At 52.1% G+C, this 23,498-nt stretch carries 25 protein-coding genes and 4 tRNA genes; 24 read left to right on the top strand and 5 right to left on the bottom strand.

Translation table 11 applies throughout. The features are described 5' to 3' along the window. Nucleotides 1-3 precede the first annotated feature (3 nt). From cobD to TX77_RS06190, 3 genes are all read left to right on the top strand, one after another. Nucleotides 4-1,086 (top strand): threonine-phosphate decarboxylase CobD, encoded by a 1,083-nt coding sequence (cobD, locus tag TX77_RS06200; RefSeq protein WP_044503913.1) that lies wholly within the window; start codon nucleotides 4-6, stop codon nucleotides 1,084-1,086. 175 nt (nucleotides 1,087-1,261) lie between these two features. After that, the gene (brnQ, locus tag TX77_RS06195; RefSeq protein ID WP_044503912.1) at nucleotides 1,262-2,602 is read left to right on the top strand and encodes a branched-chain amino acid transport system II carrier protein; all 1,341 of its coding nucleotides are present in this window, start codon (nucleotides 1,262-1,264) and stop codon (nucleotides 2,600-2,602) included. An 18-nt stretch (nucleotides 2,603-2,620) separates the two neighbouring features. Then, nucleotides 2,621-4,015 carry an amino acid permease gene (locus TX77_RS06190; protein WP_044503911.1) on the top strand — a complete coding sequence of 465 codons (1,395 nt, stop codon included), beginning with the start codon at nucleotides 2,621-2,623 and terminating at the stop codon, nucleotides 4,013-4,015. Between the two features lie 103 nt (nucleotides 4,016-4,118). Here the strand turns inward: TX77_RS06190 and TX77_RS06185 are convergent, their stop codons facing one another. Then, nucleotides 4,119-5,018 carry a fumarylacetoacetate hydrolase family protein gene (locus tag TX77_RS06185; RefSeq protein WP_044503910.1) on the bottom strand — a complete coding sequence of 300 codons (900 nt, stop codon included), beginning with the start codon at nucleotides 5,016-5,018 and terminating at the stop codon, nucleotides 4,119-4,121. Nucleotides 5,019-5,253: 235 nt separating this feature from the next. Between TX77_RS06185 and TX77_RS06180 the strand changes: the two genes are divergently transcribed. The 8 genes from TX77_RS06180 (at nucleotide 5,254) to gatB (ending at nucleotide 12,836) form a co-directional block, all read left to right on the top strand. After that, nucleotides 5,254-6,933 (top strand): glutamine--tRNA ligase/YqeY domain fusion protein, encoded by a 1,680-nt coding sequence (locus tag TX77_RS06180; RefSeq protein WP_044503909.1) that lies wholly within the window; start codon nucleotides 5,254-5,256, stop codon nucleotides 6,931-6,933. 99 nt (nucleotides 6,934-7,032) lie between these two features. Beyond that, nucleotides 7,033-7,308 (top strand): DUF4321 domain-containing protein, encoded by a 276-nt coding sequence (locus TX77_RS06175; protein ID WP_044503908.1) that lies wholly within the window; start codon nucleotides 7,033-7,035, stop codon nucleotides 7,306-7,308. A 17-nt stretch (nucleotides 7,309-7,325) separates the two neighbouring features. Continuing rightward, nucleotides 7,326-7,886, top strand: coding sequence for a Maf family protein (locus TX77_RS06170; protein ID WP_044503907.1), 561 nt, complete (start codon nucleotides 7,326-7,328; stop codon nucleotides 7,884-7,886). Further along, a complete protein-coding gene (radC, locus tag TX77_RS06165; protein WP_044503906.1) occupies nucleotides 7,883-8,572 on the top strand; it encodes a RadC family protein in 690 nt (229 codons plus the stop codon). Before TX77_RS06170 ends, radC begins: the two co-directional genes overlap by 4 nt. Before the next feature lie 101 nt (nucleotides 8,573-8,673). Continuing rightward, the gene (locus tag TX77_RS06160; RefSeq protein ID WP_044503905.1) at nucleotides 8,674-9,435 is read left to right on the top strand and encodes an EFR1 family ferrodoxin; all 762 of its coding nucleotides are present in this window, start codon (nucleotides 8,674-8,676) and stop codon (nucleotides 9,433-9,435) included. 199 nt (nucleotides 9,436-9,634) lie between these two features. Further along, a complete protein-coding gene (gene gatC / locus TX77_RS06155) occupies nucleotides 9,635-9,925 on the top strand; it encodes an Asp-tRNA(Asn)/Glu-tRNA(Gln) amidotransferase subunit GatC (RefSeq protein WP_044503904.1) in 291 nt (96 codons plus the stop codon). 14 nt (nucleotides 9,926-9,939) lie between these two features. Continuing rightward, nucleotides 9,940-11,397 (top strand): Asp-tRNA(Asn)/Glu-tRNA(Gln) amidotransferase subunit GatA, encoded by a 1,458-nt coding sequence (gene gatA / locus TX77_RS06150; protein ID WP_044503903.1) that lies wholly within the window; start codon nucleotides 9,940-9,942, stop codon nucleotides 11,395-11,397. Beyond that, nucleotides 11,397-12,836, top strand: coding sequence for an Asp-tRNA(Asn)/Glu-tRNA(Gln) amidotransferase subunit GatB (gene gatB, locus TX77_RS06145; protein ID WP_044503902.1), 1,440 nt, complete (start codon nucleotides 11,397-11,399; stop codon nucleotides 12,834-12,836). Before gatA ends, gatB begins: the two co-directional genes overlap by 1 nt. Nucleotides 12,837-13,320: 484 nt before the next feature. Here the strand turns inward: gatB and TX77_RS06140 are convergent, their stop codons facing one another. Next, nucleotides 13,321-14,052, bottom strand: a complete 732-nt coding sequence (locus tag TX77_RS06140) for a type I 3-dehydroquinate dehydratase (protein ID WP_230198073.1) — start codon at nucleotides 14,050-14,052, stop codon at nucleotides 13,321-13,323. 135 nt (nucleotides 14,053-14,187) lie between these two features. Between TX77_RS06140 and TX77_RS06135 the strand changes: the two genes are divergently transcribed. The 4 genes from TX77_RS06135 (at nucleotide 14,188) to TX77_RS06120 (ending at nucleotide 14,714) form a co-directional block, all read left to right on the top strand. After that, nucleotides 14,188-14,264, top strand: a tRNA-Pro gene (locus tag TX77_RS06135). A 9-nt stretch (nucleotides 14,265-14,273) separates the two neighbouring features. Continuing rightward, nucleotides 14,274-14,347 (top strand) — tRNA-Gly (locus tag TX77_RS06130). 9 nt (nucleotides 14,348-14,356) lie between these two features. After that, nucleotides 14,357-14,433: transfer RNA gene (locus tag TX77_RS06125), tRNA-Arg, on the top strand. A 206-nt stretch (nucleotides 14,434-14,639) separates the two neighbouring features. Continuing rightward, nucleotides 14,640-14,714: transfer RNA gene (locus TX77_RS06120), tRNA-Arg, on the top strand. Nucleotides 14,715-14,886: 172 nt separating this feature from the next. On the opposite strand, the gene TX77_RS06115 is transcribed toward TX77_RS06120, so the two are convergent. From TX77_RS06115 to TX77_RS06105, 3 genes are all read right to left on the bottom strand, one after another. Beyond that, the gene (locus TX77_RS06115; protein ID WP_044503900.1) at nucleotides 14,887-15,663 is read right to left on the bottom strand and encodes a DUF1828 domain-containing protein; all 777 of its coding nucleotides are present in this window, start codon (nucleotides 15,661-15,663) and stop codon (nucleotides 14,887-14,889) included. Continuing rightward, the gene (locus TX77_RS12970; protein WP_154651874.1) at nucleotides 15,653-16,129 is read right to left on the bottom strand and encodes a DUF6978 family protein; all 477 of its coding nucleotides are present in this window, start codon (nucleotides 16,127-16,129) and stop codon (nucleotides 15,653-15,655) included. The genes TX77_RS06115 and TX77_RS12970 overlap by 11 nt, the downstream gene beginning before the upstream one ends. A 371-nt stretch (nucleotides 16,130-16,500) precedes the next feature. Beyond that, nucleotides 16,501-17,727 carry an RNA-guided endonuclease TnpB family protein gene (locus TX77_RS06105; RefSeq protein WP_044503899.1) on the bottom strand — a complete coding sequence of 409 codons (1,227 nt, stop codon included), beginning with the start codon at nucleotides 17,725-17,727 and terminating at the stop codon, nucleotides 16,501-16,503. Between the two features lie 551 nt (nucleotides 17,728-18,278). On the opposite strand from TX77_RS06105, the gene TX77_RS06100 reads away from it, so the two are divergent. The 9 genes from TX77_RS06100 to TX77_RS06070 all read left to right on the top strand — a co-directional run. Beyond that, a complete protein-coding gene (locus TX77_RS06100) occupies nucleotides 18,279-19,169 on the top strand; it encodes a LysR family transcriptional regulator (RefSeq protein ID WP_044504834.1) in 891 nt (296 codons plus the stop codon). Nucleotides 19,170-19,389: 220 nt separating this feature from the next. Next, nucleotides 19,390-19,836, top strand: a complete 447-nt coding sequence (locus TX77_RS06095) for a GNAT family N-acetyltransferase (RefSeq protein WP_044503898.1) — start codon at nucleotides 19,390-19,392, stop codon at nucleotides 19,834-19,836. 87 nt (nucleotides 19,837-19,923) lie between these two features. Next, nucleotides 19,924-20,343 (top strand): aldo/keto reductase, encoded by a 420-nt coding sequence (locus tag TX77_RS14240; RefSeq protein ID WP_268257933.1) that lies wholly within the window; start codon nucleotides 19,924-19,926, stop codon nucleotides 20,341-20,343. A gap of 5 nt (nucleotides 20,344-20,348) precedes the next feature. Next, nucleotides 20,349-20,768, top strand: coding sequence for an aldo/keto reductase (locus TX77_RS14235; RefSeq protein ID WP_268257932.1), 420 nt, complete (start codon nucleotides 20,349-20,351; stop codon nucleotides 20,766-20,768). Between the two features lie 66 nt (nucleotides 20,769-20,834). Beyond that, nucleotides 20,835-21,371 (top strand): cyclophilin-like fold protein, encoded by a 537-nt coding sequence (locus TX77_RS06085; RefSeq protein ID WP_230198072.1) that lies wholly within the window; start codon nucleotides 20,835-20,837, stop codon nucleotides 21,369-21,371. A 1-nt stretch (nucleotide 21,372) separates the two neighbouring features. After that, nucleotides 21,373-22,377, top strand: a complete 1,005-nt coding sequence (locus tag TX77_RS06080; protein WP_044503897.1) for an aldo/keto reductase — start codon at nucleotides 21,373-21,375, stop codon at nucleotides 22,375-22,377. A gap of 256 nt (nucleotides 22,378-22,633) precedes the next feature. Next, entirely contained in the window at nucleotides 22,634-22,825 is a 192-nt protein-coding gene (locus TX77_RS06075; RefSeq protein ID WP_044503896.1) for a CPCC family cysteine-rich protein, read from the top strand. Nucleotides 22,826-22,954: 129 nt separating this feature from the next. Next, nucleotides 22,955-23,128: a hypothetical protein gene (locus TX77_RS13600; RefSeq protein ID WP_154651873.1), complete on the top strand. Its 174-nt coding sequence runs from the start codon at nucleotides 22,955-22,957 to the stop codon at nucleotides 23,126-23,128. A gap of 154 nt (nucleotides 23,129-23,282) precedes the next feature. Next, nucleotides 23,283-23,498, top strand: a 216-nt coding sequence (locus tag TX77_RS06070; protein WP_154862479.1) for a hypothetical protein, incomplete at its 3' end; no start/stop codon positions are given.

Here is a 23,498-nt window from a genome sequence, read left to right as displayed (position 1 = left end):
GCAGTGCTTAAACGATTTGAACATGGCGGCAATATTTATGCGGCTCCGCCGCCGGGAAAGGCCTGGCTCGATTTCAGTGCCAACATCAATCCACTGGGACTCTCGCCGGATGTGAGAGATGCCATGACGGCTCACATCGACGCCGTCGTCCACTATCCCGATCCCAAGGGGACGGCCCTTCGGGAAGCCCTTGAAAGAACGTACGGCGTCTCCAAAGATTCTCTCCTCCTGGGAAATGGGGCAGCCGAACTCTTTTATCTCTATATGCATACGTTTCGGCCCCGGCGGGTCTTGATTCCCGTGCCGTCCTTCAGCGAGTACGAACGGGCGGCACGGGCCTGCGGAGCCGTCATTGACTACTGTCATTTGTCGGCGGAAGGGGATTTTTCTTATCCCTGGGAACCCCTGCGCTCTGCCTGTGGTCACGTCGACTGCATCATTATCGGCAATCCCAATAATCCCACAGGGACTTTGGCCTCGGCTCATGAGCTGAAAGCCCTTACGGATCTTGCGGCCCGCAAGGGGACGGACATTCTCGTCGATGAGTCTTTTCTCGATTTTCTCCCATCGGAAGAGGCTTATTCCGTCCGAGAACTGGCACAGGAGACGGATTCGCTGTTCGTCATCCGATCCCTGACTAAATTTTATGCCCTGCCGGGGTTGCGCCTTGGTTTTGGCGTGACGACGCCCTTGCGGCGAAGTCTCATGGAAGGCCATAAAGACGATTGGAACGTCAACGTCCTGGCCCAGTATGCCGGCGTCGCCGCCTTAGGGGACCGGGACTACCAAAACGAGTCGCGCCGCCTCGTCGCCGCAGAACGCGATCGGCTCTATGAGGCCTTAACCCATATGCCCGGCATCGAAGTCTGGCGGCCCTGCGTCAACTTCCTCCTATGGCGCCTGGTCGACGGATCCTTGGCGGAACCGCTCATATCCGCCCTTCGCGAAGAGGGAATCTTAGTCCGCTCCTGTGCCAACTACGTCGGTTTATCGCCGTCCTATATAAGGACAGCCGTCCGTTCTCCTTTGGATAACAAATCGTTTATACAGATTTTACAAGAAAAACTAACGAATTTACATGATTAACGAAAAAATATTAAAAGATGGACCTTTGTCTATTAGAATTAGATTAAAGTTGACATGAATTCGTGATTTTTTCCTTTTTTATGATAGAATAAATTCAAGATTAAATTATTTAATTTAATCGATTCAGCGTCCTTATTATTTATTGACACGATTAATTGTTAGGAGGAGTGTTATTATGGGAGAAAATAAGGGAAACAGAACGGTAGCCATAGGGCTTATGCTGTTCGCGCTGTTTTTCGGGGCCGGGAACCTGATCTTTCCGGCTGCCATGGGTCAGGCTGCCGGCGTCAACGTCTGGTGGGCTGTCCTGGGCTTCGTCGTCACCGGCGTCGGCTTGCCTTTGGCCGGTGTCCTGGCCATGGGTTACTCAGGCTGTAAGAACCTGCAGGAACTGGCTGGCCGCGTCCATCCGGCTTACGGCCTCTTCTTTACGGTCATCAGTTATCTGACCATTGGGCCGTTCTTCGCCATTCCCCGTACGGGCAGCGTTTCTTATGAAATCGCCGTTCGTCCGTTCTTGCAGAGTGGCGGCAGCGAAGCCATCATGACCGGCTTTTTGGTTTTATTCTTCCTCATTTCGTTATGGTTATCCATTTCGCCGCAGAAACTGGTCGACCGCATCGGCAAGATCTTGACGCCGGCACTGCTGATCGCTATTTTACTGCTCATCGCAAAATCCTTCATTACGCCGCTTGGCTCGCCGCAGGAACCGATTGCCGCTTACGGCACGGCTACCGTCGCCGCCGTTCAGGGGATCCTCGACGGTTACAATACGATGGACGCCATCGCTTCCTTAGTATTTGCCATCCTGGTTATTGAATTCGTCATGGAAGACGGGGCCACGACGCCGTCGGCCATTACGAGAGAAGTATTTAAAGCCGGTGCCATCGCCGTCGGCTGCTTGGGCTTCGTTTACATCTTCGTCGCTAAAATCGGCGCCGACAGCGTCGCCGCTTTCGGTATCCAGGAAACGGGCGCTCCCGTTCTTTCTAAGAGTGCTATGATCCTCTTCGGCAACGCCGGTGCTGTCATCTTGGCCGTCATCGTTCTCTTGGCTTGTCTCTCGACGTCTATCGGCCTGATTACGTCGTGCGCATCGTACTTCAACGAACTGATCAAAATCGGTTACAAGAAATGGGTTGTCATCTTTACCCTCATTTCCTTCTTCGTTGCCATGTTCGGTTTGAAGACGATCATCACCGCCGCCATTCCGGTCCTGATGTTCATCTATCCGCTCGTCGTTGCCATCATCATCTTGGCTTTCCTGCACAACACCTTTGGCGGACGGCAGTGCGTCTATGCATGGACTATCGGCCTGACCTTGATTCCGGCTATCGTTACGGGACTTCAGACTGCTGAATTCTCGCTTGGACAGATTGATACTATTTTTGCTACTATGGTACCGCTCCACTCGTTGGGGATGGGCTGGGTATGCTTTACCATCGCCGGGTTCGTCATCGGCTTTATCTGGAAAAGCATTTTCTCCTCTTCGTCTAACGGTGTGACAGCGAAATAACAGACAGGGGATGAGCTTATGGACATTTTACGCCGTAAATCCTTCGATGATTTGCTGGCCCATACGAAAGAAAAGAAGTTGAACAAGGCTTTAGGAGCCTTCGACATCACCATGATGGGTCTGGGCATCATTATTGGTACGGGGATCTTTGTTCTGACCGGTATCGGCGCTGCAAAATACGCTGGCCCTGGCCTGATGTTATCCTTCGTATTTGCAGCCGTCACATGTGCGTTTGTGTGTTTGGCCTATTCTGAATTAGCTTCGTTTTTGCCTGTATCAGGCAGCTCCTATACCTACGCCTATGCATCGCTCGGTGAAATCTTCGGATGGTGGGTCGGTTGGAGTTTGATTTTGGAATATTCTGTCGGTGCCAGCGCCGTTGCTGGCGGCTGGTCGGCCTACTTCGTCGGGATCCTGCATTCCATGGGCATCGACCTTCCCAAGGCCTTGACGGCCGTTCCGGCAGATGGAGGCATCATTAACTTACCGGCTGTGCTCATCGTTGCATTGGCGACGGCGCTGCTCGTCGTCGGCGTCCGCGAAAGTGCGCACGTCAACCGCATTTTGGTCTACGTTAAAATCGGAACGATTTTCTTGTTCCTCTTCTTGGCAGGTCCCCATATCGAACCGATGAATTGGGAACCCTTCCTGCCCTATGGCGTCCACGGTGTCTTCGCCGGGACCGCCGTCCTGTTCTTCGCTTACCTCGGCTTCGACGCCTTGTCGACGGCTGCCGAAGAAACGAAGAATCCGAAACGGGATATGCCGATCGGCATCATCTCGGCTCTGGCTATCTGTACGGTCCTCTACATCGCCGTTTGTGCGACCATGACCGGCGTCGTCCCGTATCCCATGCTGGATACGGCAGCACCGGCATCGTTTGTTCTGGAGTATATCGGCCTTCACCTCGGTTCGGCCATCGTCGGCACCGGCGCTATCTGCGGCCTGTCGACGGTTGTCCTGGGCATGCTCTTCGCCCAGAGCCGTGCCCTTTACTCCATGAGTCGTGACGGCCTCATGCCCATGAGCCTCTACAAGGTTCATCCCAAGTTCCAGACGCCGTACATCATTCAGATCGTCATCGGTGTCATCGTTGCCTGCATTACGGGCTTCACGCCGATCCATATCGTCGCTGAAACGTGCAGCGCCGGTACGATCTTCGCCTTCTTGTGCTCCAGCGTCGGTATCCTGGTTCTGCGCCGCATCTATCCGAATCATCCGCGCGGATTCCGCTGCCCCGCTGTCCACATCATTGCACCTTTAGGATTCATCTGCTGCGCATTCATCTTCTTTGAACTGTCGCCGCATACGCTGATGCTGTTTTCGGGCTGGACGATCCTTGGCTGGTTGATCTACTTCGTCTATGGCCGTAAACACAGTGTGCTTCAGAAACAGGAAGAAAATCCGTCGTAAGGGCCTTCCCGTTTGAGATACCACTACCAAAAGGAGCTGCGGAGAAATGAGTGATCATTTCTTCGCAGCTCCTTTGTTGTGTGCAAGGTTATTGCTTTGAGCCTTATTTTACTTTGTTCTTCAAGGTGCCGATGGCGGGAATCGTGATTTCGACGGTGTCGCCGGAATGGAGGAAGCGGGGCGGATTGAAGCCGACGCCGACGCCGCTCGGCGTGCCCGTTGCGATGACGTCGCCCGGGAAGAGGGTCGTCCCCTGGGAAATGGTGTGGATCAGTTCGGGGATGGTGAAGATGAATTCGCCTGTCGAACCGTCCTGGCGGACTTCGCCGTTGACCTTGGTGATGATGTCAAAGGTTTCAGGGGCAGCATCGCGCAGGAGAACGTAGGGGCCCATGGGGCAGAAGGTATCGAGGCTCTTGCCGTGGAACCACTGGCCGTGGTTGGCCTGGAGGTCCCGGGCCGTTACGTCGTTCAAAATCGTAAAGCCGTAGACGTGATTCATGGCTTCGCTGATGGGGATGTCAGAACCTTCTTTGCCGATGACGACGGCCAGTTCCCCTTCGTAGTCGACCTGTTCGGTTACGTTTTTATGGGGTTCGATAGGGTCGTCCGGGCCGATGACGGCCGACGTGGCCTTGGTGAAGATGACCGGATACTTCGGTTTGTCGGGCAGGGCCGTCTTATCGAATTCGGCGATGTGGTCGGCGTAGTTTTTGCCGATGCAGAAGACGTTCCGTTCCATATGGGGAATGGGGGCCATGATGCGGACCGTGTCGAGAGGTTTAGCCTTGACGGCGCCGGTCTTTTCGTTCTGTTCGAGGGCATCGGCTAAGGCTAAGATGCCGTCGTTTCCCTGGCGGATGAATTCTAAGAGCGTTTCCGGAAGGGGCGTAAAGAAGGCTTCTTCTAATGGAATGGCCCCGTAGACGGCTTTTTCCGATTCATCGAGGACGCCCCATTGGACGAAACCGAGGTCCTCAAAGGTGACTAATTTTTTTATCATTGCAGCATCGACTCCTTTATATTTTTATAAATTAGATTATATCATGCCCCTTTGGGACTGTCCAAACTTCCTTTGAGGCGGATGGCGGGAACGGTTGCGGTGGCGGGGAGAAGGCCATTCCTTGTCGGGAGACTCGTATTCTTATAGGGTATATGAGTTGCAAAGACAAGGGTATACAAGGTATAATTAAATACTGAACAAGCATTCATACATAGATAAAAGGGGAGACACATCGATGGATAACGAAACGACCAAAAATTTTATTGAAACCATTATCGATGAAGACAACGAGAAAAATACATACGGCAAACGAGTACACACCCGTTTCCCGCCGGAACCGAACGGCTATCTCCACCTGGGCCATGCGAAATCGATTTGCCTGAACTTCGGCATCGCCAAGAAATACGGCGGTCTGACCAACCTTCGTTTTGACGATACCAATCCGTCCAAGGAAAATACGGAGTACGTCGATTCCATCAAGCGCGACGTAAAGTGGCTGGGCTTTGACTGGGACGACCGCATGTTCTATGCCTCGGACTACTTCGATAAGCTCTATGAATACGCCAAAAAGCTGATCACCCTCGGCAAGGCCTACGTCGATGACTTATCGGGCGACGAAATCCGCGCCTACCGCGGTACCTTCAACGAACCGGGGAAGGAAAGCCCGTATCGTAACCGTAGCGTCGAAGAAAACTTGAAGCTCTTTGAAGAAATGAAGGACGGCAAGTATGCCGACGGTGAAAAGGTCCTCCGTGCTAAGATCGATATGGCCAGCCCCAACCTCAATATGCGCGACCCCATTCTCTACCGCATCGTCCACGCCGACCATCACCGGACGGGCAGCAAGTGGTGCATCTATCCCATGTACGACCTGGCTCATCCCGTATCGGACGCCATTGAACGGATCACCCATTCCATCTGTACCCTCGAATTTGAAGCCCATCGTCCGCTCTATAACTGGGTCCTCGAAGACTGGGAAGATCCGGAAGGACAGAAGCCTCGGCAGATCGAATTTGCCCGCCTCAACGTCACCAATATGATCACCAGTAAGCGCAAACTGCGGACCCTCGTCGAAAAGGGCATCGTCAGCGGCTGGGACGATCCCCGTATGCCGACCATTTCCGGCATTCGCCGCCGGGGCTACACGCCGGAAGCCATCCGCGACTTCTGTGAACGCATCGGCGTCGCCAAAGCCGACAACATGGTCGAAATGGCCCTCCTCGAATACTGCATCCGCGAAGACCTCAAGATGAAGGCGCCGCGCCTGATGACCGTCATCGACCCGATCAAAGTCGTCCTGACCAACTATCCTGACGGCCAGACGGAAACGATGAAGGCCGACAACAATCAGGAAAATGAAGCCATGGGCACGCGCGACATGACCTTCAGCAAGCATTTATACATCGAACGGGGCGACTTCATGGAAGAACCGGTCAAGAAATTCTTCCGCCTGGCTCCGGGCAAGGAAGTCCGCTTGAAATATGCCTACATCATCAAATGCGAAGAAGTCGTCAAAGACGAAAATGGCAACATCGTCGAACTGCGCTGCACCTACGACCCTGAAAGTAAGAGCGGCAGCGGTGCCAATGCCGACCGTAAGGTAAAAGGGACCCTCCATTGGGTCAATGCCGAAGATGCCGTCGACGTCGAAACCAGGGTCTACGATTCCCTCCTTCGCCAGGATGACGGCGATTCCAAGGATTTCCTCGACCAGATCAATCCCGACAGCCTCGTCGTCTACCACAGTAAGGCCGAAAAGGCCCTGGCTGACTATAAGGCCGGCGACAAGTTCCAGTTCCTGCGCCAGGGTTATTTCGTCATCGATCCCGATACGACGGCAGATCACATGGTCGTCAACCGCATCGTCGGCCTCCGCGACACGTGGGCGAAGATGCAGAAACAGAAAAATCAATAAAGCCGATGATAAAGGGTTGTCTTTCTCCGGAAGGATTAGAATTTCCTGAGAGGAGGCAGCCCTTTCTTCGCATGGTGTATATAATGGAGGAGGGGAAGCATGAAAAATCTTGGTTCGCACAGCTGGCTGTCCTTATTTATCTTTCTCATTGCCGGCGGCATCCTCGGCGGTATCGTAGGCGAAGCCTTATACGCCGTCCCGGCCCTGCAGGGCGTCCTGCCGGCATTGACGCAGCATTATGAAATCTTGAACATCCAGCAGATTCACCTCAATCTTTATCTCATGGAATTGCAGTTTGGCATCCATCTGGCACCGAATTTACTGAGTGTCATCGGCATTCTCTTAGCCGGTGTGCTCTTTCGCCATATTCAGTAACTTACAGGAGGGATTACATGCTTATTTTAGCCTCTGGTTCGCCGCGCCGCCGCGAACTGTTGACCCAAATCGGCGTGGCCTACATGGTCAATCCGAGTTCTTATCATGAAGAATCACCGAAGAAGAAAGATCCTCAGAAGTACGTCCAGGACCAGGCCCTCGGCAAGGCCCGCGACGTCGCCCAAAAGTTCCCGGGCCAGTGGGTCCTCGGCGCCGATACCATCGTCGCCCTCGACGGCGTCATGATGGGCAAGCCGAAAAACGGGACGGCGGCCATGGAAATGCTGCGCGAACTGTCGGGCAAGAAGCATTACGTCTATACGGGCATCGCCTTGATCAACGACAAGAAGGAATTTACCAAGGTCGTCGAAACGAAAGTCTGGTTCCGCCATTTGACGGATAAGGAAATCAAGGCTTATATCGCCTCCGGGGAACCCCTCGATAAGGCCGGCGCTTACGGCATCCAGGGACGGGCAGCCGCCTTTGTTGATAAGATCAACGGCTCCTATACCAACGTCGTCGGCCTGCCTCTGTCTCAGGTCTGCAAGCTCTTTCATAAGGCCAAGGTCCATGTATGAATACGCCGGTGAGGGAACTCGCCGTTTGTGAGAAACCGCGAGAGAAATTTATCCGCCACGGTCCGGCGGCAGTGACCGACCAAGATCTTTTGGCCATCTTGCTGCGGACAGGGACTAAGGGCCACTCGGTACTTCACGTATCGCGGCAGGTCATCCGCTCTCTGCCCGGTGAAAATCTCTGTTACCTGAGTAATGCCAGCGTCGACGATCTCTGCCATATCCGCGGCATCGGCGAAGAAAAAGCGGTCACGGTCTGCGCCGCCATCGAACTCGGCCGGCGCATTTCCCGCCAGCAGGCCCTGCGCTCAGCTCCTGATTTCAGCACGCCTGATGCCGTTGCCGGTTACGTCATGGAAGACCTGCGTTTTCTGCCGCAGGAACAGTTCGGCGCCGTCTACTTATCGACGAAAAATCAGCTCATTACCTACCGCACCCTGACCATCGGCACCATCGATGCCAGCCTCGCTAAGGGGCGCGACGTCTTTCGCTATGCCTTGCGATACAATGCGGCAGCCGTCATCTTAGTCCATAATCATCCGTCGGGAAATCCCGAGCCGAGTAAGGACGACATCCGCATTACCCGGCGCATCGTCGAAGCCGGTCAGATCATGGAAATCCCCGTCTTGGACCACATCATCATCGGTGACGGCATCTTCGTCAGTCTCTGCGAACGGGGATACATATAATATAAAGCCCATCAAGACAGAAAAGGCCCTTCATGCTATAATAGATATAAATTATCGACTGTCTTCTTCGAAAAGAGGCAGTTGTCTTTGAGGTGGACTTTATGATTGGATATTTTTCAGGAACGGGCAATTCCTTATATGCAGCGAAAAAACTGGCTGAACTGACCGGCGACAGGGCCCTGCCGCTGGCCGACATCATGGGCCAGCCCGAACACTTGCCCCATCGAAGGTTCGGGATTGTCTTTCCCGTCTATTTCGGCGACGTGCCGGAACCGGTGCGGGATTTTATCGCCAAGGCACCCCTCGATAAGGGGACCTATTTCTTTGGCATCGCCACCTGCGGCGGAACGGGAGGGCGGACCCTCAGGACCCTGTCCCGACTGCTTAAAAAGAGGGGCTGCGACCTGGCTTATGGCTTGGTCCTGCCCATGATTGCCAACAGCACCGTCGCCTCGCGCCGTCATATCCACTACGATATGAACCGCCTCGAGCGGGCTGACGATGTCCTCCATGACTGTGCCGACGACATTCGCCGCCAGGTCCGCGATGCCTCAGAGGTCACCGGTTCTTTGGCAGCCGACGTCATGAATTTCGGCCCCCTCCGGAGCTTTGGCAACTATTGGCTGACGCCGGCTGTCGATCCGAAACAATGCGTGTCCTGCGGGATCTGCACCAAAATCTGTCCCGTCGACAACATCCAAAGCACCTCGTCGGGTGCCGTCATCGGGCCGCGCTGCAGCCGCTGCCTGGCCTGCCTGCACTGGTGCCCTCATCAGGCCGTGACCATCCACGGGAAGACCGTTTTGCCCCAGGATCAGTACCACCATCCCGATGTGACCATCCGCGACATGATGGTGCGGTAAGGATACAGGGAGTGCTCTTTTTCCAAGCCTTTGGCGCTTGTCCAGTCAGGCGCCTTTTTCCTTGTCCGGAAGAAGGACGCCGGCGGCTGCCGTGCCTGCGCTTGCAAAATACAGCAAAAGGTGATTAAATTGTATATGTGTGAATGTTGACAAAGTCTTTCGATTTGTCAATGTTAAATTTTTCTCAAGGAGTGTCAGTATGAAAATCAGTGCCGAAGAAATAAAGAAAATCGCACTGTTGTCCCGACTGGAAGTCAAAGACGACCAGATCGAAACGGTCGGGAAACAGCTGAACGACATCTTATCGTACATGGATCTCTTAGGTCAGGTCGACGTGACCGGTGTCAAGCCGACGGCCCATGCTGTGGCCATGTCCAACGTCATGCGCGACGACGTGCCCCGGCCGTCGATCTCTAATGAAAAAGCGCTTCAAAATGCGCCGGAACAAGACGAAGGCTGCTTCAAAGTTCCGAAAGTCATTCAGGATTAATAGGAGGCCGATGTATGTTAACCATTCACGAACTGCATGAAAAGCTCGTCCGCCGCGACGTTTCTGCCGTCGAAGTGACAAAGGCTTTTCTTGCTCATAAAGATACTGTAGAACCGAAGGTACGGGCCTTCTTATCGGACAGCCGCGAAGGCGCCCTCAAAGGAGCCGCCGCCGTCGATGAAAAAATCGCCGCCGGCGAAACGATTGCCGACCTCGCCGGGATTCCCGGTGCCATTAAGGACAACATCTGCATCGAAGGCCAGCAGGCAACGTGTGCTTCGAAGATCCTTGAACACTTCAAAGCCCCGTATAATGCAACGGTCATCGAAAAATTGGCCGCTTCCGACTATATCAGCTTAGGCAAGGCCAACATGGACGAATTTGCCATGGGCAGCTCGACGGAAAACTCGGCCTTCCATGAAACGCACAACCCGTGGAACCTCGACTGCGTCCCCGGTGGTTCGTCCGGCGGTTCGGCAGCCGCTGTCGCTTCCGGTTCTGCCGTTTGGGCCCTCGGTTCTGATACGGGCGGATCGGTCCGTCAGCCCGCCGCTTATTGCGGCGTCGTCGGCCTCAAACCGACGTACGGCCTCGTATCCCGTTACGGCCTCATCGCCTACGCGTCCTCCCTCGATCAGATCGGTACGCTCACGAACGACGTCGAAGACTGCGCCATCGTCTTGAACGCCATTGCCGGCCACGATCCCAAGGACTCGACCTCGATTCCGCAGGAAAAACAAGACTATAAACAGGCTCTGGTAAACGACGTCAAAGGCCTTAAGATCGGCATCCCCGAAGAATTCTTCGGCGAAGGCCTGGACCCTGCGTCCCGCAAGGCCCTCGACGACGCCATGGATACGTATAAGAAACTGGGCGCCGAAATCGTTCCCATCAGCATGCCCAACATGAAGTACGGCATCGCTGCCTACTACATCATCGCCCCGGCTGAAGCCAGCTCCAACCTGGCCCGCTACGACGGCGTCGGCTTTGGCATGCGCGTCGACGGCAAAGACATCGTCGACATGTACATCAAGACCCGTACGGAAGGCTTTGGCGATGAAGTCAAGCGCCGTATCCTCCTCGGGACCTACGTCCTGAGCTCCGGTTACTACGACGCCTACTACCTGCAGGCCATGAAAGTCCGGACTTTGATGAAACAGGACTTCGACGAAGCCCTCAAGAAATGCGATATCCTCTTGACGCCGACGGCACCGGATACGGCCTTCAAGATCGGCCAGAACAGCGGCGATCCCCTGGCGATGTACCTCGGCGACGTCTGCACCGTTCCCTTGAACTTAGCCGGCCTTCCGGGCATCAGCATTCCCTGCGGCTACAAAGACGGCCTGCCCATCGGCATGCAGCTCATCGGCAAGGCCTTAGGCGAAGCGACACTGCTCCGTGCGGCCTATACGTTTGAACAGAATCGGACGGATCTTCGCATGCCGTCGCCCATGGGGGAGGTTGAACTTTAATGAAATATGAATCCGTTATCGGCTTGGAAGTCCATGTCGAATTAAAAACGAAAACGAAAATCTTCTGCGGCTGCAGCACGGAATTCGGCGCTGAACCGAATACCCACGTCTGCCCGGTCTGCTTAGGCCTGCCCGGCGTCCTGCCCGTATTAAATAAAGAAGTCCTGCACTATGCCGTAAAGGCGGGCCTTGCCCTTCACTGCGACATTTTGCCCTTCAGCAAATTTGACCGCAAGAACTACTACTATCCCGATTTACCGAAAAACTTTCAGACGTCCCAGTTCGATCTTCCCATCTGCAAAGGCGGCTACATCGATATCGACGTCGACGGTAAACAGCGCCGCATCCATTTGACCCGTATCCACATGGAAGAAGACGCAGGCAAACTCGTCCACAGCGGCAGCACCATTGCGACCTCCGACTCGAGCCGCGTCGACTATAACCGTACGGGCGTGCCCCTCCTTGAAATCGTCGGTGAACCGGAACTTAGAAGCGGTGCCGAAGCTCGGGCCTACCTTGAAAAACTGCGCTCCATCATGCAGTACCTCGGCGTATCGGACTGCCGCTTAGAAGAAGGCAGTATGCGCTGTGACGCCAATATCTCCATCCGTCCCGTCGGTTCGACGACCCTCGGCACGAAGACGGAAATCAAGAACATCAACTCCTTCAGCGCCGTTCAGAAGGGGATTGAATACGAAGCCGTCCGTCAGGCACAGATCCTCGAAGAAGGCGGCACGATCCAGCAGGCAACCCGCGGCTGGGATGAAGCCAAGGGCGTAACCATCCTCCAGCGTGTCAAAGAAGGGGACAGCGATTACCGCTACTTCCCGGAACCGGACCTCATTCCTATCGAAGTCTCGCCGGAATATATCGAAGAAGTCCGCAAAGAACTGCCGGAAATGCCGGATGCTCGCTGCCAGCGCTTCCAGGACGAATTGGGACTCTCCGAATATGATGCCAACCTGTTGACCCTTGAAAAACAGACGGCTGACTACTTTGAAACCGTCGTAAAAGAAGGCGTCGACGCCAAAGAAGCGGCCAACTGGATGCTCGGTGAATTTGCCAAGAAGCTGAACGAAGAAGGCATTGGCATTACGGAATCTCCCGTCGCACCGGAATCCTTGGCAGGCCTCTTGAAGCTCATTGCCAAAGGCACGATTTCCGGTAAGATCGCTAAGAAAGTCCTTCCGGAAATGTGGACGTCGGGCAAATCGGCTGACGACGTCGTCAAAGAACAGGGACTGGTCCAGATTACCGACACCGGTGCCCTTGAAGAATTGGTGAAGAAAGTCATCGCTGCCAATCCCCAGTCGGTAGCAGACTACAAAGCCGGCAAGAAGAAAGCCATCGGCTTCCTCGTCGGTCAGATCATGAAAGAAACGAAAGGCCGGGCTAACCCGGGCGTCGTCAATCAGTTATTGACGAAAAACTTGCAGTAAGTCACGGTCTATCAAAAGGTCATCACCGGAAAGTTTCCGGCGGTGGCCTTTTTTGGTTCTATAATAAGGTTCTATAATAAATGTTGGAGTCTGGTGGACACTCCGGTTCACAAGACCCCTTGGTTTATATAAAATAAGGCATATCCAACACTACCAGTTAGCTCAACCACCGCGAAGAACTGAAAGGAGTATATAGATGTGTATCTTACCTGTTTTATCGAAAAATACTTCAATTGGGAAGAGGAAACGGTCAAAAAATTAGAAAATCACGAGGGAGAATGAGTCCTCTGCGCCATAAAAATACTGGCGGAATGATTTTTGATAGGACAGGGGAAAGGGCGGGAACTTTTCCAGTGAAGGCGCTATGAATGGCCAACGAAAAAACCAGCCCTCGGTCAGGAAGGCTGGTTGATCTGTGTTTTCATGAGAAGGGGATGTTCTCCTTGGCCTTGAAAAGGCGTAGCGGGGAGCGTTGTTATCCCCATTACCCTTCGGGGTGAATGAGGGCCTGAACGTCCGCAGCAGGCGGCAATTCGCCCTGTTCATCGCCGGCGTAGAGGATGGAAGCGCCGAAGGTGTCGCCCTTCAGCAGGGCTTCTTTGGCGATGGGGCCCGTGGGATGGGGGATGACGACGGCGTCGTGGTGCTTTTCTTTAAAGGTCTTGGCGGCGGCTTTCAATTCGTCGATATCGGCTTCTGATGCGACAGGGACGACGAGTTCAAAGGTCACGGCTTCGAGATCCCAGCGCTTTTCCATCATGGCGACGAGATCGGCTGCTTTAGCCCCTTTTTCGCCGCGGATGACGATGATTGGTACACAGCCGAGAGCCACGGCCTGACCGGCAATGTCTTCCAGGTTGTCGTCGTCGAGGCTGCCTTCAATCTTGACGGCGTCGATGAGGGACGAGCGGATGGCAAAGCGCAGGATCGATCCGTAATCGCGGTCGGTCTGGTACATTTCAGGAAGCTTGCTCTTGTCACAGGAAAAGAGGACCGACGGATTGGCGGCTTCGCGGGCGATGTACAGCAAGGCGTTCCAAAGCTGGGATAAATTGACGGCACCGTTAAAATAACCGGCATCAAAGGCCATCATATCATAAGGGTTTTCTACAATCTTGGCCATTCGGATCTGAAGGTCCTGAATCGTTTCCCCTTCGAGGGGAACGGCGATAAAGGGATGGTCCGATTCAAAGTGAATACTCATTGCGCTTGGCATGAAACATTACCTCCTACGTAAAAGACTACCTTTATTGTACTCGTTATGAGGACGGTTGGCAATGCCTGTCCTTTGTGGCAGGAGAAGAAAAACGTTGACAAGTTATGCTATATCTTGTATAATATTTTTTGTTGGCGGGGCATAGCGCAGTTTGGTAGCGCACCTGGCTTGGGACCAGGGGGTCGCAGGTTCAAATCCTGCTGCTCCGACCATACGAAGATGCGGGTGTAGCTCAGTGGTAGAGCGCCAGCCTTCCAAGCTGGTTATGTGGGTTCGATTCCCATCACCCGCTCCATTTTTTGTTGACTCAGTAGCTCAGCTGGATAGAGCAACAGCCTTCTAAGCTGTGGGTCTAGGGTTCGAATCCCTACTGGGTCACCAACTTGAATCGACACGAACTTTTCGCGGTTGCAGCAGACTGTGATTGCCGGAGAGTTCGTTTTTATCATTATATCGGGCAGTTTTTCGTATTCGGCTGCCGGCAGGCGACATCCCTGCCAAGAAAGGTTCGTGCCATAAGAAAACCTTGCATCGACCTTATGAATATGGTATTATAAATAAGTGCTCTTTAGAGCACATTTATTCATGCGCCTATAGCTCAGGGGATAGAGCACCGGTCTCCGGAACCGGGTGCGAAGGTTCGAATCCTTCTAGGCGCACCAAAGAAACAAGCGGTTTCACAGAAATGTGGAACCGCTCTTTTTTTGTTTGGTGTGAGTTTTTGGTGTGAATTTCAGGGAAAAATATATACAGGGTGAAATCCATGGAAGCGACGACTTAACTTTTTAGCCAACTATTTTTGCCTTCAGGATATGCTGAATACATCAGGAGTTGTCAGGCTGCCGATAATTTTTTTATGTTTTCAGGCTTTAGGCGTTCTGAAAAAAGAATATAATCGGTCCCCTTGGCGAGTAAGGCATCCAGGTATTTTTTATCGACGCCTTTTTCATCGTTGATGATGGCCAATCCCGTTACCTTTTTACGGGCGCTCTTTTGCCGCTCATCCCGTATGTCCAGCCAATCGAACAGGAAGGCGGCTAAGTTGCCTCGATTGATTGAATTGAAGGAATTGATAAGTATTTCGGAGGTTCTCCCGGCAATCTGAAAGTTGAAATTGAATTCCAGTCCCGTGCTTCCTTTGGCTAGAAAGTTGGGCGTGTAAATAAGCTGCTGTTGGTCAAAGTAATCGGCCACGTCATCCAAGAAGATTGTTTTTACGGTGGTGTTGTTCAGCATAAACATATCGTTGACGGTAAGCATGGCTTGGATGAACATGTGCATACTGGCAGCATAGTTTTTCGTGTCTGTGTGCATAATCATCTCATTGTTTTGATTTTCGACGCCATAAGAAAAAAGAAGTTGATCTAAAATGACGGCTCGTTTAGAACCGCGCAGAGAGACTCCGTCAGCAAGCAAGTCGTTAATGATGTACCCGTCATCGGATAAGGTGATAGCGTTACCGTCCCGTTTTGCATAGATTACCAGGCCGTCATTATGGCGGTCCATGAACGGCGTCCCTATTTCTGTCCAGCCATTTTTCAAATTCCGGGCAGATAAGTTCTTCTTTATCCATTGGTAATATTCGGAAATCCAGTCGAAATTAGTATCCATCAAAAAGCACCTCCGGTTCTGCAAGATGTACTTGATCTTTATTGATTACGTTTGAATAGGCCAAGAAGTCCATAAACAAGCCGATGATATCGTCGGTATGATTAAACTCATTCGGCAGAGGATACGCGAATTTGTCTCCGTGCCCTTCTTTGTATATATGGATATGGGGCTCTAATGCTTCGATTCTCGTCCCATCAGGATTCGTATGTGAGGTAGGGTCTTGTGTATCAATCCTTACCAATATTATACCCTGCGCATAGAGCAGACGAAAAGATACTTTCTTGGGATTTTTTTTGCCCCGAAAAGCGGAGATGGTCATATCATCTTTTCGACGGCCCTCTCTTTCATACCATAACGGGTATAATTTAGTTTCCCGTCGTTCCGGCAGCCGGATGCTGGTCGGGTTTATGAAAGCCTTTTCTATTTCGCGCAATGTATCTGCTTCTCGTTGCGTTAATATCATCATGAACATCCTTCCACATTAAAATATCTTAATTTTCCCGATGTACTAAAAAGCCCCACTGCATAGGCAGTGGGACTAGTGCCCGACACATAAAATGTGCTGAAGCTTTTCCTTGTCTATAGTCTATCATAATGTGTTATAAAGTCAATATAAAAGCATAATTATGATATAAAAGGCCGTTTAACCTTGTTTTCTTTTTAACAACCTAGGATTTGAAAGAGGAAGACCTGTGAAGTTACGTCAACGACTCCCACTTATAGAAGCGGGAGCTTGTAAGTCAGAGAAACATAGGTGGCAGCGCTGCTGAGAACAACATCTCCCTAATTCTGCCTACATCATCGGGCAGTTGACGATGCCCGTTTTACCAAGGAGATTTACTCCGAGGCAGTTATTTTTCTCTCGTAACGAGGGGGATTGTCTCCGGCAATCCACATCGTACCAAGAAGCTGGATATTCATAGCTCCGATACGGTCATCATTGGATTTGTATCCGCACTGGCAGCGATACAGGTGTTGGTGAGGCTTACGGTTTTCCTTATGGATAGCAGCACACTTCGGGCAACGCTGAGAGGTGTATTTTGCCGAGACTTTCAATACTTCCGAGCGATTTTCGTGGGCCTTGTAGGTCAGAAATTGCTCAAGCTGATAGAAAGGCCAGCTTCGCAGGTCATAGTTCTTCTTTGCAGTTTGGGAGAGATTCGATTCTTCAAAGCTGACACCCGTCAAATCTTCCAGCACGAACAGCGTATCCTTGCCGTATTTCGTAACGAGTGTCTTAGAAATCCGATGATTTACATCGGACATCCAACGGTTCTCTCGTCCTGAAAGGGCCTTGAGTCTGCGCTTTGCCGATTTTGTGCCTTTGGATTGGAGCTGCTGTCTAATTTTGAGGAACTTATGTCGTTTGCCTGCAATCTTTCGCCCGGAAACGAACTCTGTTTTGCCTTGCTCATCGTAACTGACCGTCAGAAAACGCAAGCCACGGTCGATACCGACAACGTGACGGACGTTCTCTTTCTGGAAACCTTCGACGGCTTTAGTGACGGGAATATGCAGATACCACCGACCTTTAAGTTCAACTAACTTTGCTGTGCCAAGATTCCATGAGCCGTCCAGATATTCCGAAAATGGCTTGCTTTCAAAGGTACACCGGGTTCGTTTCCCAAGGGTGTTGATAGACAGGCTTTGTCCATTATCCACGAAGCTGTAATCACGATTGCGAACCAAATCGGCTTGCGGGCGCTTGAAGAAGATGGGCTTCCAAAGCCATTCGAGTGTTTTTGTGATGTATTTCCAGCTGCCATCTTTGTCCTTGTATTTATATGGCTTTTGGAAGAGCTGCTGCTTGACAGTCTTATAACGAGCCATAGTCGTCTTGATGGACGATTGTGCAAGTTGCGACTTTAGCCCAAACCGTTCGCGGAGATTGCGGTACAGCGCTTGGTTAAGGTTTTGGTAAGCCAAGTTGAATTGATTGTCGAAGATGTACTGCGACACAAAATTACACGCCTGACGATAATGCTCTGTCATTTGGCGAAACAGAATCTCTTGTTCCGGAGAAATATGGATGCGAAGTTTTATAGTCTTGGTTAAGTCGGGCACTTTTTTCTCACCTGCCTTTCTGAAAATATATGGCTTCCCTTAAGACCACCATATCATATATGTTACTAAAACTCTAGTGTTTTAAGAAAGTGAGGTGAAGCGGGCATTCCTCCCCGACCTAAGAGGTCGGAGTATCCTGCCCGCATTTAGATGAATTTTGGGAGCTGCAGTCAGAAATGGGGACACTGTATAAGTTATCAAAAATCCGACTTCACTATCGTTGACAGTGTTAGTACGACTCGACAGATGAGGATAAAAGGAAATGGTAGGGGGCTTGCCTGATGGTATTGACGAAGAATCCTGCATGCGTAGAGAAAACCTTGATTGAGGTACTGACGAAGATTTATGACGCCGTGAGCTTTCAAGGGCGGTTCTCCTTTTTAGTGGCCGTCAGCGAGAAGATACGCCGCTTTTATCTTTTTTCGGAAAACTTGGACAAGGGTTCCGGGCGGCGTCTTTTAACATGTGATATAGGGAAAAAGCATTTCTTGCAGTCAGATATGTTGATTTCCTCCGGCTGCATGGTTATACTTTTTTTAGGAGGGATGGATATGGAACTTCGGGTATTGAGTTATTTTCTGGCCATTGTCAGAGAGGAGAATTTTACACGGGCGGCGGCTCAGCTCCATGTTACCCAGCCGACCTTATCCCGGCAGATTGCTGATTTGGAAGCCGAGCTTGGCGTGAAGTTGTTTACCCGCAGCAATCATAACGTGGTGCTCACGGAAGACGGTATGCTGCTAAAACGGCGGGCCCGGGACATCTTGACCCTTGCCGAGAAGACGAAAAGAGACTTTCTCCGAAAGGAAACGCTTTTGGAAGGGACGATTACCATCGGCAGCGGTGAATTTCTATCGACGCGTATCTTGACCGACTGCATGGCCGCCTTCCACAGCCGATACCCCCAGATTCGCTATGAGGTTTTCAGTGGTCATGGGGAGACCCTTAAAGACGGGATTGATCGGGGGCTTTTGGATATGGGCCTTATGGCCGAACCCCTTGATATTCAAAAGTACGAATTCGTGTCCATGCCGGTGAAGGAGGAGTGGGGCGCCTTGGTTCGGGAAGATTCTCCTTTCCTGTCTAAAACCGTCATCACGCCTCAGGATTTGGTGGGGATTCCCCTTATTTCTGCCGTCGGCAACATCGCCGAAAGTAATCTTGGGAAATGGTTCGGACCGGAGCTGAGCAAGGCGAATGTCGTCGCCAAAGGGGACCTCCTGTACAATGAGGCTATGCTGGCTAACAGTAAGGTCGGCGTCGTCCTGGCTATGCGGTTGAACTGCCGATACGACGGGCTGCACTTTATTCCCCTGTCCCCTAAGCTGGAAGGGTCGACGGCCCTGGCCTGGAAAAAAGAACAAGTCTTTTCACCGGCAGTCGCTGCCTTTCTTGAATTTGCCAAGAAATACGTTACAGGCATGTCTCACGATGACCGATAAGCATTAGGAATTGCAGCTACATATTGATACAATAAAGGTATTCTGGGAAGGGAGTACCTTTTTTGGTTATAGAGTCCTTTCCTTTTCGATTCCGGAAGGGGCAGCTGCGGTTGCGTAAAACCAGGGACCGCCCATCTTTTCCCTTGAAGGACGCTATGTATCAGGAAAGGGTTTTTGTATGAGGATCAGCATTCATGGACCGTTGAAGGAGCGATGACGTATGAGAATTATCCCGGCAGACATAAAAGATGTACCGGAACTATATCAGCTGCAGTTGCTGGCTTTTGAGAGTGAAGCCGCTATGATCGGCAGTCGCGACGTTCCGGCACTCCAGGAAACAGAGGAAGAGGCACGCCGGGATTTTGCAAATTGGGATACCTTTAAGCTCGAAGACGACGACGGCACGATCATTGGCGCCATTCGCTGCCGACAGGATACGGGCTTCATCGATGTCGGCCGCTTGATGATTCATCCCGATTACCGCCGCTGCGGCCTGGCCCAAAAGCTCCTTGCCGAGGTGGATGTCTTGTATCCGGACGCGGTGAAAGAGTTGTACACTTGTACCAAGAGCTGGAGCAATATAAAGTTGTACGAAAAAATGGGCTACAAGGCGTATAAAGAACACCGGGAAGACAGCGGTTTATCTTTCGTATACATGAGAAAATAGGGGGCTTCAAAGGGCTCCGGCTGCCGTCGAATGAGACTTTTTGAACCGACTTTCAGGGTCTGCCCCTTTAGGAAGGAGAGCGTATCTATGATTCAGCTAAATAATGGTGTAAACATGCCGCTCCTTGGCTTTGGCGTGTTTCAAATTACCGACTACGACCTTTGTAAACAGAGCGTCTTGACGGCGCTTCAGACGGGGTATCGTCTCCTCGATACGGCGGCCTGCTACGGCAACGAAAGGGCCGTCGGAGACGCGATTCGTGAGAGCGGTCTCGACCGGAAGGACGTGTTCGTGACCTCCAAGGTCTGGATTCAGGATGCCGGCTATGAAAAAACGAGGGCTTCCTTTGAAAAGACCTTAGAAAATCTACAGACCGATTATCTGGACCTCTATCTGATTCACATGCCCTATGGCGATTACCATGGGAGTTGGCGGGCCATGGAAGAACTCTACCGGGCCGAAAAATCCGGGCCATTGGGGTGTGCAACTTCTTACCGGATCGGCTAATCGATTTGATCCTCAGTCACGACGTCGTGCCGGCCGTCAATCAGGTTGAACTCCATCCCTTTTGTCAGCAGCGCAGCCTGCGTCAGGTCATGGAAGCGTATCGAATTGCGCCGATGGCCTGGGCTCCCTTTGCCGAAGGGCAGCACGGCCTCTTTACGGACCCCGTGTTGACGGCCATTGGCAGGACGTATGGAAAATCACCGGCCCAGGTCGTACTGCGGTGGCTGCAGCAGAAGCAGATTGTGGCCATTCCTAAATCCGTCCATGCCGAGCGGATTCAGCAGAATTTCGAGGTTGATGACTTCGCCCTCTCCCCGGCAGATATGGTGCAAATCGATGCCTTGGATCTGGGGCACAGCCTGATCTTGGATGTCCCCAGCCTGAACGAAGTGTATCGCCTCCACGGCATCCGTTTTGAACCATAATATCCACGTAGGTAATGTTTTTGAAGCCTTGCGATATCGAAAGGTACGATCGAAAAAGGAGGTCACATGGTGACACACAAGGTCCTGTTATTCCTATCAAGCATCCTGTTGCTGTGCAGTCTGACGGCCTGTGCCGGCCAGGCGAATCGGCCGGAAGGGGATGCGGCATCGATGGCTGCGGAAACATCAAGTGCCGTGGCAGATAGGGATTCCGGAAACACACGGGCAGGTGAAACGGCGGCAGCCGAACGGACCATAAAGATGACCGTAGACGGGAAGGACGTCGCCATCGTCTTGTATGATACGCCGGCGGCCAAGGCCCTTTATGAGGCCCTGCCGCTGACGCTGAATTTCTCTGATTTCAACGGCACTGAGAAAATCGCCTATCCTCCCAATGCCTTGCCGACGAAGGGGGAACCGGACGGCACGGATCCCGAGGCAGGCGACCTGTGCTACTATGAGCCTTGGGGCAATTTGTGCATCTTCTACCAGGATTTTCGCTATTCTAAATCCCTCATTAAACTGGGGCGGGTAACCTCCGGGATGGAAGTGCTGTCCGGCATGAAAGGCGATTTTACGGCGTCCTTAGAAAGGGTGAACTGATATGGAATATACGACATTAGGCTCGACGGATATTGAAGTTTCCAAAATTTGCGTAGGCTGTATGAGTTTCGGCAAGGCCGGTACGATGCACGACTGGACGCTGGACGAAGCGGCGACCGAGGCCATGGTGAAGCACGCCCTTACGCTGGGCATCAATTTTTTCGATACGGCCAATTGTTATTCTGCCGGAACGAGTGAAGAATACGTAGGTCGGGCGCTGAAAAAGAATATCTCCAGGGACAAGGTGGTCATCGCCTCCAAGGTCTATTTCAACGACGGCCGCCTGTCCCGTAAGGCGATCTTTTGCGAGATTGACGGAACTTTGAAGCGCCTGGGAACGGACTATCTCGACCTCTATATCATCCACCGCTTCGACTATGAAACGCCTATTGAAGAAACGATGGAAGCCCTGAATGAGTTGGTGCAGTCCGGTAAGGTGCGGGCCCTGGGGGCATCGGCCATGTACGGCTATCAGTTCTACAATATGCAGCTCTGCGCCCGCGATCATGGCTGGGCTCGTTTCGAGGCCATGGAGAACCACTACAGTCTCCTGTACCGCGAGGATGAACGCGAGTTGATTCCTATTTGTAAGCAAATGGGCGTGACCTTGATGCCCTACAGTCCCTTGGCAGCGGGACACTTGGCCCGGCCTACGTGGAAGTCGGACACCCTTCGCTCCCGGACGGACCGGGTCGCCATGGGAAAGTATGACCGTACGGAAGAACAGGATATGGCCATTGTCCGCCGTGTCCACGAATTGGCCGAAAAGCACGGCGTAAAGATGTCGGAAATTGCCCTGGCTTGGCAGTGGGCGAAGGGCGTGGCCTCACCTATCGTCGGTGCGACGAAGCCCCAATATCTGGATGATGCCGCAGCGGCCCTGACCGTCAAACTCACCGAGGAAGAGGCGGCATACCTGGAAGAGCCTTATGTGCCGCACCCTGTTGTCGGTGCCGTCGATCACAATCCGCCCCAAGGCGTCATGTTGCTGGATGAAAAGAAATAAGGCGATGTCGTTTCAGAAGAAGCCTTACCGATTTCGGGGAGATGCTTTCTTTTATTTTTGATATTTATTTCGAAAGAGAAGCCGTTCCATGAGGAGCGGCTTTTTTCTATTGCCGTCGATGACCCCGATGAAGGGCAGAAGCTGTGGATAATGGCCGGGTCGACAAATGAGATTGAAACTGATACAATGAAACATAATGATGACGGTTAGTTTTAGTGAAGACCTAGGCTTTAAACGGTGGGAGGTGGATTTGGCCATGGCGAAACATACTTGTCCCGTGTGTGGAAAATATCAATTTGAGGCTTGGAACGACATGGATATCTGCGATGTCTGCGACTGGTGTAATGACGGCGTACAGGAATCAAAGCCGGACTACCGCGGCGGCGCCAATCGCATGTCTTTGAACGAAGCAAGGGAGGCTTATAAAGAGGGAAGGCAGATCCGATGATGACGCTGCGGGTTCGTTGAATTTGAGAAGCGGCCCTATAGGGGCTGCCGTATATGCAGTCTGTGAGTCCACGTGTTCGATGATATCATTCGAAGGGATTGTCCAAAAAGCACAGGAGGTGCGGGAACGATGATGGTAAGATGTCCCTTGATCGATAAAGACATAGACGAATTCGATTGCTTTGAAACCGGTACCGTAGCCGAAGGACTGGCTGCCATCCGTTCGTCTGTCGGTGTCGAAGAAATTAAGTGTACGGAGAACTTTAGGATTCGCTGCCTGGCCTGTGAAAATCATATTATGTGAGGCCCCGGCGCAATGGACGAGGTGTTTTCTTGAATATCCAATTAGATCGAGAAGAAGGAATCCTTTGATCCATTTTGCTTTTCGGTACGGTATAATGGTTGGCTGAGCAGATCGATAGCCGTATGTTGCTGCGGAAAACATAAAGGGAGTGGTGATGATGGCCTTAACGGAAACGCCTATAGGAGTAGAAAAGAAGTTGTCAGAGGTGCTGGCGCGGATTTGGGATAATCATGAGTTTATCTTAGGCACCCGATTATTCCTGCAAACCGATGAAGAACGGCAGTCCCTCATTGATGCAGTTGTGGCAGAAAAAATTAAGAATCCCAGCGACATTCTTTTATTTGCCTACGATATCCATAAAGAAAGAGAA

The sequence above is a fragment of the Megasphaera massiliensis genome, assembly GCF_000455225.1.
In the GTDB taxonomy this organism is placed as follows: domain Bacteria; phylum Bacillota; class Negativicutes; order Veillonellales; family Megasphaeraceae; genus Megasphaera; species Megasphaera massiliensis.
This window is presented reverse-complemented; position numbering and strand designations above follow the sequence as displayed.